Annotated in this window: 17 protein-coding genes and 1 pseudogene; 9 read left to right on the top strand and 9 right to left on the bottom strand. The window is 67.3% G+C overall.

The features are described 5' to 3' along the window. Window positions 1-162: 162 nt before the first annotated feature. Together I6N91_RS15080 and I6N91_RS15075 are read right to left on the bottom strand one after the other, a co-directional pair. Window positions 163-825, bottom strand: a complete 663-nt coding sequence (locus I6N91_RS15080; protein WP_198813906.1) for an alpha/beta fold hydrolase — start codon at window positions 823-825, stop codon at window positions 163-165. 39 nt (window positions 826-864) lie between these two features. Then, entirely contained in the window at window positions 865-1,896 is a 1,032-nt protein-coding gene (locus I6N91_RS15075) for a phosphotransferase (protein WP_198813904.1), read from the bottom strand. 459 nt (window positions 1,897-2,355) lie between these two features. Between I6N91_RS15075 and I6N91_RS15070 the strand changes: the two genes are divergently transcribed. The 3 genes from I6N91_RS15070 (at window position 2,356) to I6N91_RS15060 (ending at window position 5,198) form a co-directional block, all read left to right on the top strand. After that, a complete protein-coding gene (locus tag I6N91_RS15070; protein WP_307843379.1) occupies window positions 2,356-3,045 on the top strand; it encodes a CPBP family intramembrane glutamic endopeptidase in 690 nt (229 codons plus the stop codon). A gap of 595 nt (window positions 3,046-3,640) precedes the next feature. Then, window positions 3,641-4,015: a tRNA-dihydrouridine synthase gene (locus tag I6N91_RS15065; protein ID WP_198813902.1), complete on the top strand. Its 375-nt coding sequence runs from the start codon at window positions 3,641-3,643 to the stop codon at window positions 4,013-4,015. Between the two features lies 1 nt (window position 4,016). Further along, window positions 4,017-5,198: a glutathionylspermidine synthase family protein gene (locus I6N91_RS15060; RefSeq protein WP_198813959.1), complete on the top strand. Its 1,182-nt coding sequence runs from the start codon at window positions 4,017-4,019 to the stop codon at window positions 5,196-5,198. A gap of 4 nt (window positions 5,199-5,202) precedes the next feature. Here I6N91_RS15060 and I6N91_RS15055 read toward each other — a convergent pair whose 3' ends face one another. From I6N91_RS15055 to I6N91_RS15040, 4 genes are all read right to left on the bottom strand, one after another. Then, window positions 5,203-5,874 (bottom strand): M50 family metallopeptidase, encoded by a 672-nt coding sequence (locus tag I6N91_RS15055; RefSeq protein ID WP_307843378.1) that lies wholly within the window; start codon window positions 5,872-5,874, stop codon window positions 5,203-5,205. 142 nt (window positions 5,875-6,016) lie between these two features. Further along, window positions 6,017-6,979, bottom strand: coding sequence for a hypothetical protein (locus I6N91_RS15050; RefSeq protein ID WP_198813900.1), 963 nt, complete (start codon window positions 6,977-6,979; stop codon window positions 6,017-6,019). Between the two features lie 29 nt (window positions 6,980-7,008). Further along, window positions 7,009-7,638: a MerR family transcriptional regulator gene (locus tag I6N91_RS15045; RefSeq protein ID WP_198813899.1), complete on the bottom strand. Its 630-nt coding sequence runs from the start codon at window positions 7,636-7,638 to the stop codon at window positions 7,009-7,011. Between the two features lie 176 nt (window positions 7,639-7,814). Then, complete coding sequence (locus I6N91_RS15040; protein ID WP_233091904.1) at window positions 7,815-8,198, bottom strand: DUF1801 domain-containing protein; 384 nt, start codon at window positions 8,196-8,198, stop codon at window positions 7,815-7,817. 232 nt (window positions 8,199-8,430) lie between these two features. On the opposite strand from I6N91_RS15040, the gene I6N91_RS15035 reads away from it, so the two are divergent. Beyond that, window positions 8,431-9,117, top strand: a complete 687-nt coding sequence (locus I6N91_RS15035) for a hypothetical protein (RefSeq protein ID WP_198813897.1) — start codon at window positions 8,431-8,433, stop codon at window positions 9,115-9,117. 89 nt (window positions 9,118-9,206) lie between these two features. Here I6N91_RS15035 and I6N91_RS17250 read toward each other — a convergent pair. Further along, window positions 9,207-9,395 (bottom strand): annotated as a pseudogene (locus tag I6N91_RS17250) (YbhB/YbcL family Raf kinase inhibitor-like protein); the annotation flags it as partial. 396 nt (window positions 9,396-9,791) lie between these two features. Here I6N91_RS17250 and I6N91_RS15025 point away from each other — a divergent pair. After that, entirely contained in the window at window positions 9,792-11,060 is a 1,269-nt protein-coding gene (locus I6N91_RS15025) for a L,D-transpeptidase family protein (RefSeq protein ID WP_198813896.1), read from the top strand. Window positions 11,061-11,097: 37 nt separating this feature from the next. Here I6N91_RS15025 and I6N91_RS15020 read toward each other — a convergent pair whose 3' ends face one another. Beyond that, window positions 11,098-11,805, bottom strand: coding sequence for an SOS response-associated peptidase (locus tag I6N91_RS15020; RefSeq protein WP_198813894.1), 708 nt, complete (start codon window positions 11,803-11,805; stop codon window positions 11,098-11,100). A 150-nt stretch (window positions 11,806-11,955) separates the two neighbouring features. Here I6N91_RS15020 and I6N91_RS15015 point away from each other — a divergent pair, with 150 nt between their 5' ends. The 3 genes from I6N91_RS15015 to I6N91_RS15005 all read left to right on the top strand — a co-directional run bounded on the left by I6N91_RS15015 (window position 11,956) and on the right by I6N91_RS15005 (window position 16,327). Next, window positions 11,956-12,954: a DUF1524 domain-containing protein gene (locus tag I6N91_RS15015; RefSeq protein WP_198813892.1), complete on the top strand. Its 999-nt coding sequence runs from the start codon at window positions 11,956-11,958 to the stop codon at window positions 12,952-12,954. Window positions 12,955-13,367: 413 nt separating this feature from the next. Next, window positions 13,368-13,679 (top strand): hypothetical protein, encoded by a 312-nt coding sequence (locus I6N91_RS15010; RefSeq protein WP_198813891.1) that lies wholly within the window; start codon window positions 13,368-13,370, stop codon window positions 13,677-13,679. A gap of 74 nt (window positions 13,680-13,753) precedes the next feature. Then, window positions 13,754-16,327: an AMP-binding protein gene (locus tag I6N91_RS15005; RefSeq protein ID WP_198813890.1), complete on the top strand. Its 2,574-nt coding sequence runs from the start codon at window positions 13,754-13,756 to the stop codon at window positions 16,325-16,327. Window positions 16,328-16,330: 3 nt separating this feature from the next. Here I6N91_RS15005 and I6N91_RS15000 read toward each other — a convergent pair whose 3' ends face one another. Next, entirely contained in the window at window positions 16,331-17,161 is an 831-nt protein-coding gene (locus I6N91_RS15000) for a DUF1684 domain-containing protein (RefSeq protein ID WP_198813889.1), read from the bottom strand. 153 nt (window positions 17,162-17,314) lie between these two features. Here I6N91_RS15000 and I6N91_RS14995 point away from each other — a divergent pair, with 153 nt between their 5' ends. After that, window positions 17,315-17,764 carry a hypothetical protein gene (locus I6N91_RS14995; RefSeq protein ID WP_198813888.1) on the top strand — a complete coding sequence of 150 codons (450 nt, stop codon included), beginning with the start codon at window positions 17,315-17,317 and terminating at the stop codon, window positions 17,762-17,764. Window positions 17,765-17,837: the final 73 nt, after the last annotated feature.

Raw genomic sequence — 17,837 nt, 5'->3', positions numbered from 1 at the left:
CCCGCTTTATCGGGTGCGTGTGTCGCAATCGGGTCCGCCGGTCGCAACCGGGTGCGCCGGTCGCATTGGGGTGCGCCGGCCGCGCGCCGATCGCGCGCCGATGCCGTCACGACGACCAGGTTCACGGTGCGGCCGGGTCCGGCCGGGCTTAGGGGGACAGCATTACGGTCGGCCAGCCAACTGCCCAGCGAAGCCGACCAATGCGGCGGCGACTGCATCCGGGTGGCTGAGGGCGGCATAGTGTCCGCCGTCGATCTCTACCGGCTCGATCCCCAGCCGTTCCCGCACCTGGCGCCTCATGAAGGAGGCCGGGAAGAGGTTGTCCTCCCGGCACAGGATGGCCAGAGTCGGTACCGCGGGGTGCCGGTCCGCCGGCCACGGCCCGGACATCCAGCCGCCCTGCTGATCCCGCTCACGCGCCCGTGCTTCCCGGGCAAGAGCATCAGGGACCCCATTGAAGTAGAGAACCTCGGGGTCGTCGTCGATGCTCTCCAGGTCGTGCCCCGTATTCGCCCACCAGTCGGCGAAGCTCTCACCCGGCAGCGGGATCATTCCGGCGAGATAGGCGAGGCCTTCGGCGTCGAGATGTTCGCAGGCCAAGGGAGCGATGAAGCCACCGAGGGAATGCCCGACGACGATGATGTGCCGTGCGGCCGGCACAGCGGCGGCGATGACGGCGAGATACTGCTTGAGCCCAGCGTTGGCATCCTCGATCGGCAGGTCTACCGCAACGGCGTCGTGGCCCGCGCCCTCAAGAAACGGAGCAACCAGATGCCAGTCCCACGCCGTGGAGCCGCCGCCATGCAGAAGCACAAAAGTCGCCATGGGATTCCCCTCTCTGCCGACAGGTAGGTTCAGCCTTCGCTATAAGGACGTCGAGGAGGCGGCCAGCTCCGCGATGAGGAAACGCGCCATATCGGCACGTGCAGCGATCAGCCGGTGCAGGTGCTCGGAGTCCGGCCCGTCAAGCTCGGGCGGGAACAGCGCCGAGAGCCCGCTGACGATCGCGGTGGAGATGGCGAATCCCCTCCGTACCAGTTCCCGGGGGAGGGGCGCCCCTTCGTCCTGCAGTCCCCACAGATAGGCATCGAGACAACGGGGTGCGAGTTCAGGCAGGGCCGATCCGGGAAGCAGCCCTTCATTGACGAGGCCGGTCAACAGTTGGCCGAGGTCGAAGCCGGCCGGGGCGGTGCCGAAGCTGCCCCAATCGATGGCCACGACGCCGTCGCGGCACTGCAGGAGGTTCTGGGGACAGGCATCGCCGTGTGCGCGGGTACGGGGGAGGGCAGACAGTTCCGACAGGAGCGCGGGAAGCTGCCCGGTCAACGCGATCAAGTCCTCCTCGAGGCGGTCATCCACACTGCCTTCGAAGGCGGGGTGGGAACGGAATGTCCCGGAACGGAGCCGCGGAATGAAGAGGTGCTCGCCCGGCCCGAAGACGTAGTCGGCGAGGTCGCGATGGTTCCCGCGCGGCGCCCCCGCTGCGCCGGCCATGCGGCCGAGCAGGTATGCCGTCCGGGCGAAACGGTCGGGGTTCCACTCGGCGTGCGGATCCTGCCGAACGTCCTCCATCCAGATCGCCGTACTGTCCTCGTCAAGCTCCTCGATGTGGTGCACCGTGGGCAGCCGCAGTCCCTCGGGCAGGTACTGCCCCAGGCTGCCGGCGTAAACTTCAGCCTCGGTGCGCCAGGGATAGTGTTCGACGACGAAACCCCGCAGCTCCTCAGGGATCTGCTCAATCCCGGCCCAGCGCAGCGGAGTATGGATCACCTTGAGGATTGATGAGAAGGCGTGTCGGTCCTCTCCCTCACCTGCCGTGCCCTGCAGCCGCCACAGCCCGGCGGTCGTCATGTTCGACAGCGGGACGCCGAGGGGGACCAGCACATGGTCGCTCACTGGAAGCGGGTGGCCCGCACCAACTGCCGACCCAGCCACCTTCGCCAACGTTTCAGGGGACGGCTGCACGTTCTGCACAGGGACATTGTCCCGCCCGGTTCGACGGCGGACAAGGCCGTCGGTCGCGCTGCGGCTCACGCGGCCGCACGGGATGGCGGCCGCGGCCTGAGGAAATCGGGAGTACTCTCAGGCGCATGGTGATCAGTGACGACGCCGCACCCGCCAGCGGCGTCCCCATGGCCCTGTCCGACGTTTGGCCCGTTCTGATCCTGGCCTCAGCTGCTGCGGCCATGGCCGCGTGGCTCACCCGACCCCTACGTAGAAGCTTGTGGCGGGCAGCCCGGCCGCCTGCGGCATGATGGCGGAATGGGGAAAAGAATGGACCACGATGAGAGCCCGCATCTAGGTGCCGGTGGCGCAGGCGCCGGTTCGCTCGACCTAAGGCAGGGGGCTCAGGGAGTGACCCTGAGGCAGGCCGGCTGGGCACTGCTGTTCGTAGTGATCTATGCCGCTGCCTTCTTTGCTGCCGTGCTGGCGGCGGGGCTGTTCGGCCTCATCGACTCCGTCGCAGCCGTCGTGGTTATTAGCCTCTGCGGCGTGACCGCCGTCATCATTCTTGCCTTGTACCTCCACCTCTTCCGGCGGAACCGCCTGAGCCCCGGTGATCTGGGATTTCGGCGGCCGACGCGCCGGATGTTCCACCTGCTCTGGCAGATCCCCGTCTCGATGCTGGCCGCCGGCGTGCTGCAGGGACTCTTCCTTGCTGCGTTGGCGCCGTTGGGCGTTGACACCTCATCGGCTGGCTCGTCCGATGACCCCCTTTCCGAGGTCATCGCCGAGGTGCCCGCCCCGGTGTTCGTCATCGCATTCATCGTCATCGCCGTCCTCACTCCGCTGTGGGAGGAGGTGCTGTTCCGGGGCGCCTTCCTCAGCGGTTTCCTGAGGCGTTTTCGACCATTCACGGCCATCGTGCTCTCGGCTGCTCTCTTCGCCGCGGTCCATCTCGTGCTGCTGACCTTCGTCTATCTCTTCGCGCTCGGAGTGGCACTGGCCCTCCTCCAACGGTTCCACCGGAACCTTTGGGCGCCCGTCCTGCTGCACGCGGCCAACAACGCGGTGGTCACCCTCGTGGCATTCTCGGTTGCCTAGGGTGAAGCGGGGCCTTCGGCGTCGAAGGTGATGTGCAGGTGACCACACCCGCGTGGCGCAGAAGTAGTACCCGTCCTGCTCGGCCCTTTCGAAGTCCATTTCAAGGATCTGGCCTTCAATCAGGTCCCGGCGGCCGCCGTCGGCGTCCGCGCTGAAGTGAACCCAGCACCCGCCCGGGGTCTCCTCCGAGGAGATCACTCCCCACCCGTGCTCGGCCGACCAGCAAGAAACCTTCCCCAGTGCCGCCATGGGAAGAATTCTAGGGTGCAACGCGCCCCACCGCGGATGATCGCAGGACAACTGCGACCATGGGCGCCGCCGGTACAGCCATTCCGGTGGAGGGCTCCTGCTGGTGGGCTACAGTACTTTTCAAACGTCATCGAGAGGATCCGGGTCCAGGGGCCAGCTTGGGCCAACACCCCGCCGATCCATTAGGCCGCCTCCGTTGCCGCTGATCGAACGCCCTGTGCCTACCAGCAGCAGGCCCGGATCCATCCACCATCCCAGCGACCGAGAGCCGACCATGACCGATATCCAGGGCCCATCAGCGGGTGATCGGAATCGAAGCCGCCGAAGTGCGTCCCTTTCCATTGGTGTGACGGCGCTTCTTGCAAGCGCCGTGCTCACCGGATGCTCACCCTCGGGCGAGGTGATCGACGCCGACTACGCCCAGGTCTGCCAGGACCGCACCACCCAGGAACGGGTCGAGGACAGCAAGTGCAGCGAGGAAGGCCGGTCCTCCGGCGTCTACGGGTGGTACTTCTTCGCCATGGGCGCGCGCAGCGCGGCCATCAGCAGGTCCATTCCTCCCGTCGGGTCGCAGCTTTCAGGCGGCGTCACCACGGTTCCGGTGGGTGCTTCGACTCGAAGCGGCCTGCCGGCCTCGGGGTCCTCGGCGGTGAGCCGGGGCGGCTTTGGCGACAGTGCCAAGTCGGGCAGCGGCGGTCGCTCGGGAAGCATGGGTGGCTGAGGTGAAACGCATCCCCTCCGTTCCGCGCCCCGACTGGAAACAGAAGATCGAAGGCCAGGGCCTCGTCTTTTCGACGACGGTCCTGCCCGATGGCTCCTCAATCGAGTACTGGAACGAAAGCGCCTTCTACCAGTTCGACCTTGCCGAAGTCGAAATGCTCGAAAAGGTCACTGAGGAACTGCATGGCATGTGCATCGAGGCCGCCCGTTACCTCGCAACCGGGGCGATGGGCACCATCGGCATCGGTCCGGAAGCCATGAAGCTGGCAGCTAGCTCCCTTGCGCGCAGCGAACCCGCCGTCTACGGGCGCTTCGACTTCGCCTACGACGGCGTGAACCCGCCCAAGATGCTCGAATACAACGGCGATACCCCCACCGGACTGATCGAAGCGTCGATCGCACAGTGGTACTGGCTTCAGGACGTGATGCCCCACAAGGACCAGTGGAACGGCATCCACGAAGCCCTTGTCCGGGCGTGGGAAAAGCAGCGTGGGGGACTCGACGGAGCAAGGCTGCACGTGGCCCACACCGAAGTTGAAGAGTCGGGCGAAGACTGGATGACCGCCGCATACATGCTCGATGTCGCCAACCAGGCAGGGTGGGAGACCGTCGGCATCAACATGAGCGACATTGGCTGGAACGCCCGCACCAAGCGGTTCGTCGACCTCGATGAGAACGTCATCAGCAGCATCTTCAAGCTGTATCCGTGGGAACACATGATGAAGGAGGACTTCGGCAAGAACATCCGCGAATGGCCGGTGATGACCCGATGGTATGAACCAGCGTGGAAAATGTTCCTTTCGAACAAGGCGCTCCTTGCCGCACTGTGGCATCTCTACCCGGGGCACCCCAACCTCCTGCCGTCCTATCTGGACAGCCCCCATGGAATGGAGGAATGGGTAGCCAAACCCCTTCACGGACGCGAAGGGGACAATATCCGCATCCATGCCAAGGGGATCGAGCTCGAGCAGCCTGGGGACTACGGCGCCGAAGGCTGGTGCTACCAGGCCTGGACCCCCCTGCCCGACTTCGACGGCAATCACCCGGTCCTCGGAGCATGGATTGTCGACGGAGAAGCGGTCGGTGTGGGCATCCGCGAATCGGACGGGTACATTACCGACTACTTCTGCCGCTTCGTCCCCAATGTCATCGATGCCCCCGCCCCGGTCCTTGGCGCAGAGTGAGCAACTAGAGCGCTGCCACCACCATCCCGACGGCTCGCCAGGCGAGAAACCAGGAACCGCCGATCACCGCCGTGAACAGGAACAGCCACACGGCGGAGGGGACGACAGTGCGCCGGGAGAGCAGGTACGCATCCGAGGTTTCAAGCCGGTGCCGGTACCGAAGGTGCACCAGAGTGACGTTGAGCAGGTCGCGTACCGAACCCACCAGAAGGGCCAGCCCGAGGCCGACGACGAGGTGCCCCGTGAACACCGGTGGGACGAAGAGCATCAACCCGACGACGGCGGCGATCGTGCCCAGGAGGATCAGCAGGCCCCCGGCGTTCCGGATGAATAGGACGGTCAGCACAAGGACGAGGGTTCCGGCCGACATCGCGGCCGGCCCCCACCCGGTGAGTCCGGCCCAGACGAGGCCGGCCCCGACCACCGCCGGGACGGGGTAGCCCCAGAACCCGGACCACACCGTCCGGAGCCCGGTCCGGCCAAAGGAGGTGGTTCTGCCGGAGTGATCGAGCCTCAGGGTAATGCCGGTGACCCGGTGCCCCACCATCAGGGCGGAAAACGCATGCCCGAGCTCGTGTACAACCGTCGACACCAGGCCGAACCACCGCCAGGTGGCCCGCGGAACCGACAGCGCTGCCGCTCCGGCAAGGAGAAGGACCAGTTCTATCGACGTCACGACCGGAGCCTCACCCCGCGCAAAGGTGCCCAGGAACCATTCACCGAAGGTGCTCAACCGCCCGCCCGTCTACTCATCCCGGTCAGCCTAGCGACTGCCGGCGGGGGAACCGGGCGGAGGGGCATGGACGGCGGATGGACGACTAGGTGGTTCGGACCGTGGACGACCGGCCGGCGCGAACGATGACCGCGATCGCCGCTGCCGCTGCAACGAACAGCCCCGTAGAGGCGGTGGCGGTCACCGGACTCGGCTGGACGATCGATTCACCGGCAAGGGCCTGAAGGGTGAGCACCGCAAGCATCCCGGCGTACAGCAGCGACAGGACGATGACGATACCCAGTCGAACCCCCTCAGGCCGGAGAACCGGGAGCCTGCGGGCAGCCCACGCCAGCGCGAGCGCCGCGATCGGCAGCAGCTGCAGGGCGTGCATTCCCACGAAGTGCGGGACCCGCAGGTCGCCGCCCACGGTGCTCCATCCCAGCAGGAACAGCCCTGGACCGCCGTCGGGCACGCCGACGGCGTGAGCTCCGGCCACCCCCTGGAAGTCCTCGAGCTGGGCGCTGGTGGGTGAGGTCATGAAGTACGCAACACCCATGCCTGCCACGCCAAGGACGACCCCCGCCCGGACCGCCCACGAGACCGCGCGGTCGCCGAGCCGGCTGAGGCCCAGGAGAATGCCGACGAGCAACGTGGCAAGCCAGACCACCACAATCGAAAGCGCCATCACCCCCCACAGGGTGGCGTGAAGCGGAGTCGAGACGTTGAAGTGGCTCGTGGTACCGAACAGCACGGCGCCGACGATGACCACCATTTCAGCAGCGAGCGCAGCGGCCGCCGCGGTGGCCGTCCACCAGGCGAGTCTCCGTCCGCGGGTGAGAAGGCCCATGAGCCAGGCGAGGGTGAGGGCATAGATGAAAATCGAGAGGGCGAACTTCAGTGGTTTGGCCCACGCCGGAGCGCCGGTGATTTCGCGGGGATCGAGGATCAGCCCCAGCAGGCTGATGACGGCAAGCAGGGCCATGGCCCCGGCGAGGACGAGCAGCGGGCGGTGCCACGTGAGCGAGGCACGGGTCGGGCGCTGGGAATCCGGGATGAGCAGTTCCATGATGTCTCCAAGGTGATCAGGGAGATGCGTTAGGGAGCGGTTTCGGTGCTCCTGGAGAGGTAGCGCTGGCTGGAGAAGTGCTCCTGCGCAGCGCGGCGGAGGGCGGCGAGCAGAGCATCGCCGAGTACGGTGCCGATCACAACGGTCTCGGCTTTGGCCAGCCGGCCCTCCCGGCGGTCAATCAGGTCGATGTCGGCTTCGCCGATGATTTCGGCCGCTTTGCGGTAGCTTTCCCGCCACGCGCCGTCGGCCTCAAGCCCGGCGTCGGCCATGGCCCTCAGAGCTTTCGCCACGCCGAAACGGCCGGGGCCGTCGTGGTAGGTCAGGCCGGCGAGAAAATCGTCGGCGCGGGCAAGGTCGGCATCGCTGAGATCGGTTCCGTCGACGTCGGGTGAGGCCGCGCGCTGGGCGAGGCCGAAGGTCCAGTTCAGCGGCAGTTCGGAGTCGATGGCGTCAAGGACGGTCTTGGCCGAAGCGACGGAGAGCCCACCCACCTGAGTGAGCGTGCGGATGATTCCGAGGCGCCGCACATGGGCTTCCGAGTAGGTCGCCTGGTTGGCATGGGTCTTGGCCCCCGGTGGGAGAAGGCCCTCCCGCAGGTACAGCTTGATCGTGGGCTGGGAGACGCCACTGGCGGCACTCAGCTGCGAGATCTTCATAACGGATACTATAACTATCTATAATCGTGGTGTCTATGCTTTTTCGATCACCGGATCTGCCGAACCTCACCCGCTGCTCAAGCCCGGAGCCGCCTCAAGCAGCACGGCGCGGACCCAGAGCGCCAGCTCGGCGCCGTCGGGGTGGTGCTCGCGGAGGTAGGCCGCGGTGGAGTCCACTACACCCTCATCCAACGGTCGACGAGCCTCAGGAACTCTCCCCGCTTCCGCTCGGCGTCCTCGGCACTGGTGAAGGACACGGTTCCTCGGTCCGGCGCGAGCCATTGCACGAGTCCCGACTCATCGATGAACTGAAAGCCCTCGACGTCGCCGCGGACTTTCGCACCCCGGTGGAGGATGATCTGGAGGCGCTCCGTCGGGCGGAGGTTCAAGGTCACCCGGTCTGTTCCCGCACAACCGAAACTTGGCGCCTTCCACTTGATCTGCTCGGTGATGTCGGGATCAAGGGCGAGGATCTCCAACCGAAGCACCCCGATGACCTCCTTGAAGGGGTGGTGAAGATCGCGCAGAAACGCTGTCACTGCCGGTGATTGGTTCCCCATCGTCGTCCTCATCTCCCGGCGGTCCGTCGCTCCAGCGGAGGGCCCCTAGAGCAGTTTCGTCACAGGGGCACGCGCAACCATTCTCGCCCCACCGGCCCCCGGCCGGTAGGCCTAGGATCGTGGTGCCACCCCGGCTCTCAGGACGGCACCCCAGCCCTATGCCGCGGCGTCCGGCACTTCCCCATCTCGAAGAGGAAGCCCAGCCGGGCTCCCGACGAGAAAGGAACCTCCGATGACTTCCCCCTATCTCACCCGCTGGGTCGGCGCCGGACTGATCGCCCTCCCCGTCTCCGCGCTGATGACCGCCTTGTCCACGCTCAAACCACAGCCCGACCAGGAAAAGGACCCCCAGGCGTGGGCTGAGTTCGTCACCACGCCGATATACCTCACCAGCCACCTGATCGGCAGCACCGGCGGCACAATCCTGGGGATCTTCGGGTTCCTCGCCCTGGGCATATACCTCGCCGGCGGGAGGGCCGCCCGGATCGCGGTGCCCGCAATGGTCATCGTGGTCTTCGCCCAGGCCCTGCTGCTGGTGCCCTCGGTTATTTCAACGTTCGTCACGCCGGCCGTCGGCCACGCCTACCTGGCGGGGATACCGGAGGTCATGGAGCTTGAATTCCCTGCCTCAATGATGGGCACTTTCCTGCTCGGGCTCCTGCTGGCCTTCGCCGCCCAGGTGCTCCTCGGGGTGGCCGTGTGGCGCTCGACTGTCCTCCCCAAGGGGGCCGGGGCCCTGTGGATTGCCGCCGCAGTGATCTTCTACCCACTGGGGGTAGTGCTCGGAATGGTGACCACCGGCAGCAGCCTGCCCACCCAGCCGGTCGGCGCCCTCTTGGCGGCCGTTGCCGGCGGCTGGATTGCCTGGACCGCTGTGCACGTTCCTCGACAGCGAAGCCGGCATCCGCGTGGTGGGTGAGGCCTGCGGGTCGTTAAGCCGCCCCTGCTGGCGGCGGACGCTGCGCGGAGGGCCGTCGCCGTCGCGCCTGGCTACTGCTCGAACGTACCGCCATGGCCGGGAGGCGGCGCGGCGCCGACGTATCCCCGGAATCCGGTGTCATTGCGCAGCTGGATTGCACCTTCGGGCAGCAGCGATCCATCCTCGGGTCCTGCGCCGGCGGGCAGGGACGTGACATCGGTCGGAATATTGATGACAGCCCAGTGCCAGAATCCGTTGGCGGAGGGTGCATCCGGGTCATTGCCGGAGAATAACCGTCCGGCATTCGGCCGGCACGGTGAGCCAGTGGCTGAATTCGGGGCCGATAACCATTCGGCCACAGAATCTACCGGGAACTTTGCGGCTCCCCGTGAATCCGATACGCTCCGGTGATCAGGTTTAATATGGGGGGAATTAGGATGATGAAATCATTGATTGGCGTGGAAACTTCACCGCCGACCGCAACAAGTGGGTAAATACCTTTCTGCACTGCCTTTTCTGGGAAAGCCCGGCGGATAACCGCCGGCGGCACACGGAAGCGCCCCTTCCGCAACCCACCCTCCGCTGACTCCAGCGCTCTGCCGGCGTGCTTTGCCGCGCGCCCCGGCGGTCCTCCCTGCGGTGATCCCTCCCTCCACTTTGCGCAAAAGGAATTTATGAGCACACGATCCGCGGGGCTGCGGACCATCGCCGCGGTACTTGCCGCAACCGGCATACTGGGCGGCGGTCTTTTCGTACAAACGCCCGCGGCACGGGCCGTCGTCCGGGAGGCCGTCCAGGAGACGAACCCCTGCGAACGGTTGAACGCAGGCCAGGTGCTGTATCCGGGGTACGGAGCAAACCGGGTCACCTTCGCGACCACGGCCCACCGCAGCAGCAGTGACGCCCTGGTCACCACCTGCATGAGGTCGGGTCCGCGCTACGTGCAGGACTGGCAGAGCCTCGGAAACGTGGGGCGGAATGGGTTTCGAGCTCCTGGGATTCCAAGCGGCCACACGGCAGCGGAATATTCCCCGACGGGCTCCTACTCGGTCACCGAAGGCTTCGGGCTGTGGAACCCCGGCACCCGTCTCCGCTTCCGGATCCTTAACAGTCGATCCCGCTGGGGCGGCGGCGGAGAATACTCGTCCGATTACAACCGATATTTCGAATCGAGTTCCCACGACTTCCCCGACGAAGACATGTGGGATTTCGCGACGCGCCCGACCGGAGATTACCGGCAGGGCGTGGTCCTGAATTACAACAGGCCACCGGATTCTCCCATCCGGGAGGGCGCGGGATTCGCAATCTTTATGCATTCGAATCCGGCGCCGACGGCGGGATGCATTGCATTGCCCGAAGAGTTGGTCACCCGCTACCTCAAGGATGCGGTGCCCGGTGACCGGGTCATCATGGGCGCGGTGGGTGATGTCTTCACCCCCTACTCCGCCGACCCGACGGGTCCGATCACCAGCAAATACACGGTGGCCGGCGGGCGGGTGGCGTTGGGCGCGCCCGTGGGAAATGAGGTCACGGTGTTGACGCGTGGCGGAAGTTCCCAGGATTTCGAGCGGGGGACCATCCGGTGGTCACCGGACGGCGGGGCGCACGTCGTCCGGGGTGCGATCCGGGGCGCCTACGACCGGTCCGGCCGGGAGCAGGGAGCCCTGAGGTATCCGAGGTCGGATGAGATGCGCGGAAACGGCGGGGTTTTCCAGACGTTCGAGGGCGGGGTGATCTACTACTCACGTGCGACCGGCGCCCGGATCTCCACGGGCCTGATCCACGACCTCTATCGGGAAGCGGAGGCCCGGGCGGGCCGGTTAGGCTATCCGACGTCCAACCCCACTCCGATTTTCGGCGGAGTCCGGCAGGCCTTTCAGGGCGGGTCGATCACCTGGTCCCTGACTGCAGGGATCCGGGTGGAACAGCTGCCCGCCCTGTAACTCCACGGGACAGTGGGCGGGCGGGCAGCGGGCGGCGCTATTCGGCCGGTTCGATGAGGTGCGGCCCGTCGTTGCGGACCGATCCCACGTCCTTGCCCACGACGCGGGGGACGAGGACGGGTTCAGGGATCGCGTCGATCAGTTCCAGCACGTCCCTCTTCGAGGTCACCGCCGGGTCGAGCCAGTCCGCATGGAGGTCCTTCGGGACGATCAGCGGGGAGCGGTCGTGGATGTGCCCGAGGCTGTCCGTGGCATCGGTGGTCAGGATGGTCGCCGTGGTCAGCCACTTCTCAGGATCTCCGTCCGACTTCTCCGGATCCGGCCAGAACTCGTACAGGGCGGCGAAGGCGATCAGGTCGTCCTCCCGCTCGGGGTGGAGGTAGGTGGGAGTCTTCGTTCCGTCGGGATTCTTCTGCCATTCGTAGTAGCCGTTCGCGGGTACCAGGGCCCGGCGTTTGGCGGCCGCGGTGCGGAAGGAAGGCTTGTCGAGGACCGATTCGGCGCGGGCATTGATCATCCGGGCGCCGATCTTAGGGTCCTTCGCCCACACGGGGACAAGGCCCCAGCGGGCGATGTCGAGCCGGCGGGTCAGGGTGCCTTCGCTGAGCCGTTCCGAGACGAAGGGGATCCCGGTCATCGGGGCCACGTTCCAGGACGGGTTCATCTCGTCCTCGAACGACTCGTCCACATTGAACGCATCGAGCATTGCCGCCTTGTTTCCCGCGATCACGAAACGTCCGCACATGCTGCTATTGTGCCGCACTCCCCGCCCGGAGTCCGCTTCCCGGGGGGCGGGGCTGAACCATGAGTCGTACGGCGGGCCGCCGATGAGCGGGCGCGCCCGGGCGGTAGGGTCGAGGCTGAGCAATTTTGCACCACCACACCCCTGGGAACCATGCACCTTCGCACCACGAGAGCCGCCGTCCTGCTCGGGGCCGCCCTGGCCGCCGGCGTCGTCGGCTGCTCGCCCGCCCTGCAGGGCGCCCCTGCGCCCGTGCCGTCGGTGGCCCCAGCCCCCTCGACCGCCCCGTCGGTCGAAGGGCTGGACCGGCCGGCAACCCCCGGCGCCCCGGACGCGTCGATGCCGGCCGCCCCGACGCCGCCGGCCGGGACCGCGCTGGCCGGCCTTGAGGCGCTCGCCGTCAAGGGGCGGGCGCCGAAGACTGGATACGACCGGGAGAAGTTCGGCCCGGCCTGGGCCGACGTCGATCGGAACGGCTGCGACACCCGCAACGACATCCTTGCCAAGGATCTCTCGGAGGAAACCTTCAAGCCCGGCACCCGGAACTGCGTGGTGCAGGCCGGTGTCCTGAAGGACCCGTACACGGCGGGGACCATATCGTTCGTCAAGGGTGGGGAGGCCCTTGTCGACATCGATCACGTCGTGGCGCTGGGCAATGCCTGGGAGACGGGCGCCCAGCAGCTTCCGGACCAGGACCGGCTGCGTTTCGCCAATGACCCGCTGAACCTCCTCGCCGTCGACGGGCCGGCCAACCGGCAAAAGGGAGACGCCGATGCCGCGACGTGGCTGCCGCCGAACACGTCGTTCCGGTGCGCCTACGTGGCCCGGCAGACGGCGGTCAAGCTCAAGTACCGCCTATGGGTGACGGCCGCCGAACGGGGCGCGATCGAGCGGATCCTCAGGTCCTGCCCGGGCCAGCCGCTTCCCGACGCGACCACCGCTCCGCCCGCCGGCGCCCCGGCCGGGACGCCCGGGGAAACCCCGCCCCCCGGCGGACCGGACGGACGGGAGAGCGTGCCGCCAACCGGGGAGGTGACCTACGGGAGCTGCTCGGACGTCGAGGCGGCCGGCGCCGCGCCGATCACTCCGGCGGACCCGGGGTGGGATGCCTCGTTCGACCGGGACGGCGACGGTATCGGCTGCCAGTCCTAGGCTGGTTCCGGACGATTAGCGCGCTTTCAGCCCCTCCGGACACGCCCGAAGTTGCCCTTTTTCCAATTGCGTGCGACGCGGAAATTGCATGTTACGCTCCGGTAATGTCGCCGACTTTATCGGTCGACTGATGCGCAACCGACGAATTTAAGTGTCGCGGAGCCGGGGCCTGAGAGGGCAGGTCGGCCGCCGAACAGCGAGGGTCTCACCATGCCATGTGCACACCACGGGTTCGCCCGGATTGCGGCGGACGCCGCTCAGACCGCCCATCGGGTCCGCTCCGCACGATTCAGGCGCACCGCGTGAGTGCGGCTCCCGATTACGATTCCGGGACCGGACCCCTTCCGGGCCGCAACACACTGAGGCACCGAAGCGGCGCTGAACGGGACCCCGAAAAGTGGACGGGAAACCTCGTGGATTGCGGACCCGCCGAGGGCCCTTCCCTGCTCGACGTGGTGCTCGATACCGCCGACGCTGGACCGGACGAGCTGCTTCAGGCCATCAAGGGGCTGGCCGCAGAGCTCGATTACTGCATCGTCCGCCTCGCGCAGTCGTCCTCGGCAGGAATTGCCGACAGGGACCTGCGGGTTGCCAACAGTTCGGCGGCGGAGTGGGTGCGGCGGACCCTCGAGGACATTATTGCCACCTCGGCGGGAATCCGCTTCGCGGGCCGGGACCAGGTCCAGTCCTCCCCGGCGAGGGAAGGCGTTCCCGCAGCCGGCTGAACGGGCCGGTCCGGCCCCGGCAACCGACGCGGCGCCGTTTTTACTTAGGTAACCCTTCCTCATAAAGTTACGCAGTGACCTCGAACCTGTTCCTCACGCGTGCCTCCTTCGCCGCCGATCTCGCCCATCACGGGGACCGCCCGGCTGTGCTGATCGATGGTTCGACCCTCAGCTACCGTGAACTGGCCCGCCGCGTTGAGGCCTTCGCCGCCCGCCTGGGCACCCAGCGGCGGTTGGTGGCGCTCGCAGCCGCCAACGATCTTGAATCGCTCATCGCCTACCTCGCGGCGCTCACGGCCGGCCACCCCCTCATCCTCGTTCCTGCCGACAAGCCGGCAGCCCTTGACTCCATCGTGGCTGCGTACGACCCCGACGTCGTCCTGCGCTCCGGCGGTTTTCCCTCCTTCGAGGAGCGGCGCCCCGGCACTAAGCACGAGCTGCACTCCGAGCTTGCCCTGCTGGTCAGCACCTCCGGCTCAACCGGTTCCCCCAAACTGGTGAGGCTCTCCCACGAGAACCTTCAGTCCAACGCCGAGGCCATCGCCGGGTACCTTGCGATCGGACCCGAGGACCGTGCCGCGACGACGCTTCCCCTGTCCTACTGCTACGGACTGTCGGTGATCAACAGCCACCTCCTGCAGGGGGCGGGCCTGGTGCTGACCGATTTGTCCGTCGTTGACCCCTGCTTCTGGGAGCTGGTCCGCGCCCACGGGGTGAGCTCCTTCGCGGCCGTGCCCTACACCTTCGAACTCCTTGAACGGGTGGGCTTCGCCGACCTTGAGCTTCCTTCCCTGCGGTACATCACCCAGGCCGGGGGGCGGCTCGCGCCCGAGCAGGTGCGCCGGTACGCCTCGCTCGGTGCTGAGCGCGGCTGGGACCTGTTCGTCATGTACGGCGCCACGGAGGCCACCGCCCGGATGGCCTACCTTCCCCCGGATTTGGCAGCCTCACACCCGGGCACCATCGGCATCGCGGTGCCGGGCGGGGCCTTCCGCATCGACCCGGTGCCCGGGCTCGACGACGGCGAACTCGTGTACACCGGCCCGAACGTCATGCTCGGCTACGCCGAGGCGCCGGCCGACCTGGCGCTGGGGAGGACCGTTCAGGAACTGCGCACGGGGGACCTGGCGCGCCGGCACCCCAATGGCCTGTACGAGGTGGTGGGGCGGCGCAGCCGGTTCCTCAAGATCGTCGGACTGCGCGTCGACCTCGGCCAGGTCGAGCGGATTCTCGACGGCCTCGGCGTGCGCGCCCTTAGTACCGGAACCGACGAGCGGCTCGTGGTCGCGATCGAGGGCGGAACCGATGTGCGTCTGCTCGGCAAGGTCCTCGCCCAGCAGCTGGGACTGCCCCGGGCCGCCGTCGAGGTCCACGGCGTCGATCGGCTCCCGCGCCTGTCCAGCGGCAAACCCGACTATCCGGCCGTGCTCGCCCTGGCGGCGGCACCGGTTGGGGCGGTGCCGGAGGCCCCCGCCGGGGACGGGCCGGAGGACCTTCGGAGGATCTACGCGGAACACCTTGAGTGCGGTGCCGTCCGGGACGATGACACCTTTGCCTCCCTCGGAGGGGACTCGCTGTCCTATGTTGCACTCTCGGTCAGGCTCGAAAAGGCCCTTGGATCCCTTCCGGCCGACTGGCACCTGATGCGGGTCGGGGACCTCGCCCGGCCGGCCCGGAAGGCACGCCCGGCGCGGCGCTTCCTCGCCCCGCTCGAGACGAGCATCGTCCTGCGGGCCGTCGCCATCATCTTCATCATCAGCACCCACGTGGGCCTGTTCACGTGGCCGGGGACCGCTCATGTGCTGATGGCCGTGGTCGGCTACAACTTCGCCCGGTTCCAGCTCGCGGGGGAGCGGGTTGCCCGACTGCGGCGCCAGGTCCGGAGCCTTGGACGGATCGTGGTGCCCAGCGTCGCCTTTATCGCCTTCGCCTACCTGGTGACCGACCGGTACTCCCTGGCGAACATCGCGCTGCTGAACTCGCTGATTGGGCCCCGGCACGTGACCGCGGAGTGGCAGTTCTGGTTCGTCGAAGTGCTCGTGTATGTCCTGATCTTCCTGCTGGCGCTGCTCGCGGTTCCGTGGGTGGACCGGGCCGAGCGGGGCGCACCGTTTGTCTTCCCGCTCGCCCTGACAGCACTCGGCATGCTGGGCCGCTACGACCTCCCGCACATCACCGTGCCGCACACCGCGCCCGTGCTGTGGCTCGTTGGCCTGGGCTGGCTGATGGCCCGGTCCCGGACCATCCTCCAGCGGTCGGTGGTGACGGCCATCGCGGCGCTGAGCGTGCCCGGATTCTTCGACGACGCGGCCCGGGAAGCGACCCTGCTCGGAGGGCTCCTGCTGCTGACCTGGCTTCCTGCCATCCCCCTGCCGCGCCGGCTCCACCGGACGGTCGGGGTCCTTGCCAGTTCCTCGCTGTACGCCTACCTCACCCACTGGCTGGTCTTTCCCCTGATCGAGCCCTTCAGCCCTGCGCTCGCAGTGGGCGCCTCCTTGGCGGCCGGCGTGGCGTACTGGGCGCTGACGCAGCGCATCGCCGGCGCCGCCGGTCGTCTAAAGGCCCGTCGGTCAGGGCAGCCTCCCAAGGCCCCCGCAATGGAAACGGCGTCCACCCGCCAGGGGGTGGACGCCGTTCGGCCGGGGTGATCTTCAGCCGGCAGGCTGGATGTCGAAGGCTTTTTCTCCGGCCTCGATCTTCACATCGAGGCTGTTGTTCCTCACCGGCATGGCGCACGTGCCGTAGGGGGTGAAGGCACTCGGATAGTTGATCGCACGGTTGAAATCCAGAACCACTGTGCCGTCGGGACGGGGCCTGCCGGTCTCCACTTTCCGCCAGTCGTCCGTCGTCTCGCCGTTGGTCTTGTCGTGGAAGGTCACGGTCAGGGAGCCGAGTTTCCCCTCCTCGGCCTGCAGCCTGTATTCGTGGTCGATGCCGGGCAGCCGGAACACGAGCTCACCGGCGCTGCGGTGCGCCCCGTCCACGAGGGGGTTGGCGGTTCCGATCGGCACCTCGACCGGCTCCGGGTAACGCTCGAAGCGGGCAAGGACGGCGAGTTCCGGGCGGTAGTCGAAGGTCGGAACGCCCTCGAACTCGGTGAACACCGGCGAGCTCGAATCGCGGGTGCGGATGGCGTACTTGTTGCCCCGGACGGCAAGCTCGACCACAACGCGCCGGCCGTCCTCGCCGCCGAAGGCGACCCACATCAGGGATTCCTCATTGTCGAGGCTCGCGGTGAGGGCTCCTTCGACGGGCTCGCCCGTCTCTACAAGCGTCAACCCGTCCGCGGCGGCGGCCGTGAGGACCGCCTTGGTGCCGTCCGTCGACCACAGCCCGGGAACGGACTCCAGTTGGGAGGGCTCGGCCGGAAGCCACTGCAGCGAGGTGAGCGTCAGCCAGCCGTGCTCCTTGGCCAGAGCGGTGTTCCGGCTGTTGCGGAAACGAAGCCATCGCTCCAGCTGGGCATTTTCGGGGGTGCTCATTCTTCCTCCAGGGATAGGTAACTACCTTCTCTCAACCGCATGCCGGGGCCGGGAATTCCCGGTACTGCGGGGGCGGGAGGCCGCTTCGGGGCGGTGCGTCCCGGGGGCATCAACCTCTGGCCGTTCACGGGCGCGCGGCGTAGCATGACCGCCATGGCTGAGCCTGAAATCGGGACTCTTATCCGGCGGGCGATGGACACCGGTGACGCATCGGTGATGCGCGAGGCGTTCCTGCGCCTGATCGGCGGTGGCCACGACTCGCTCTCACCCGAGGCCGAATACGAACTGCGGCATCCCGATTACGTCATGGAAATGCCGCAGTCCGGGGAACGGATCCGCGGGCGGAACGCCATGCGCTCCATGCAGGAGCAATTCCCCGCGCCGCCCGATATCACCGTCCGGCGGGTCACCGGCGCCGGGACGGTCTGGGTGATCGAGGGAGTCAATGATTACGGCGGTGGAGAACTTTGGAACGTCGTCGTGGTCCTCGAGTTCGACGGGCAGGGCCGCATCCTGCGCGACACCCGCTACTACGCCAAGCCCTTCGACCCTCCCGCCTGGCGTGCCGGTCTCGTGGAGCAGATGGACGAGTCGGGCCAATAGCTCCCGGGTCGGCGGCCACCTACCGGCACGCCGGTGTCCGGACCGGCCGGGTACTCCGGCGACGCCGCTGCCC

The organism is Arthrobacter sp. MSA 4-2, from assembly GCF_016405885.1.
Taxonomy (GTDB): domain Bacteria; phylum Actinomycetota; class Actinomycetes; order Actinomycetales; family Micrococcaceae; genus Arthrobacter_D.
The sequence above is the reverse complement of the archived record's forward strand: the minus strand, read 5'-3'. Positions and strand labels throughout refer to the sequence as shown.

What these genes read in the sequence shown, in the direction of transcription:
- I6N91_RS15080 (WP_198813906.1), bottom strand. Translation starts at nt 825, where the DNA reads ATGGCGACTTTTGTGCTTCTGCATGGCGGCGGCTCCACGGCGTGGGAC.
- I6N91_RS15050 (WP_198813900.1), bottom strand. Translation starts at nt 6,979, where the DNA reads ATGGAACTGCTCATCCCGGATTCCCAGCGCCCGACCCGTGCCTCGCTC.
- I6N91_RS15045 (WP_198813899.1), bottom strand. Translation starts at nt 7,638, where the DNA reads ATGAAGATCTCGCAGCTGAGTGCCGCCAGTGGCGTCTCCCAGCCCACG.
- I6N91_RS15040 (WP_233091904.1), bottom strand. Translation starts at nt 8,198, where the DNA reads ATGGGGAACCAATCACCGGCAGTGACAGCGTTTCTGCGCGATCTTCAC.
- I6N91_RS15035 (WP_198813897.1), top strand. Translation starts at nt 8,431, where the DNA reads ATGACTTCCCCCTATCTCACCCGCTGGGTCGGCGCCGGACTGATCGCC.
- I6N91_RS15025 (WP_198813896.1), top strand. Translation starts at nt 9,792, where the DNA reads ATGAGCACACGATCCGCGGGGCTGCGGACCATCGCCGCGGTACTTGCC.
- I6N91_RS15020 (WP_198813894.1), bottom strand. Translation starts at nt 11,805, where the DNA reads ATGTGCGGACGTTTCGTGATCGCGGGAAACAAGGCGGCAATGCTCGAT.
- I6N91_RS15015 (WP_198813892.1), top strand. Translation starts at nt 11,956, where the DNA reads ATGCACCTTCGCACCACGAGAGCCGCCGTCCTGCTCGGGGCCGCCCTG.
- I6N91_RS15000 (WP_198813889.1), bottom strand. Translation starts at nt 17,161, where the DNA reads ATGAGCACCCCCGAAAATGCCCAGCTGGAGCGATGGCTTCGTTTCCGC.
- I6N91_RS14995 (WP_198813888.1), top strand. Translation starts at nt 17,315, where the DNA reads ATGGCTGAGCCTGAAATCGGGACTCTTATCCGGCGGGCGATGGACACC.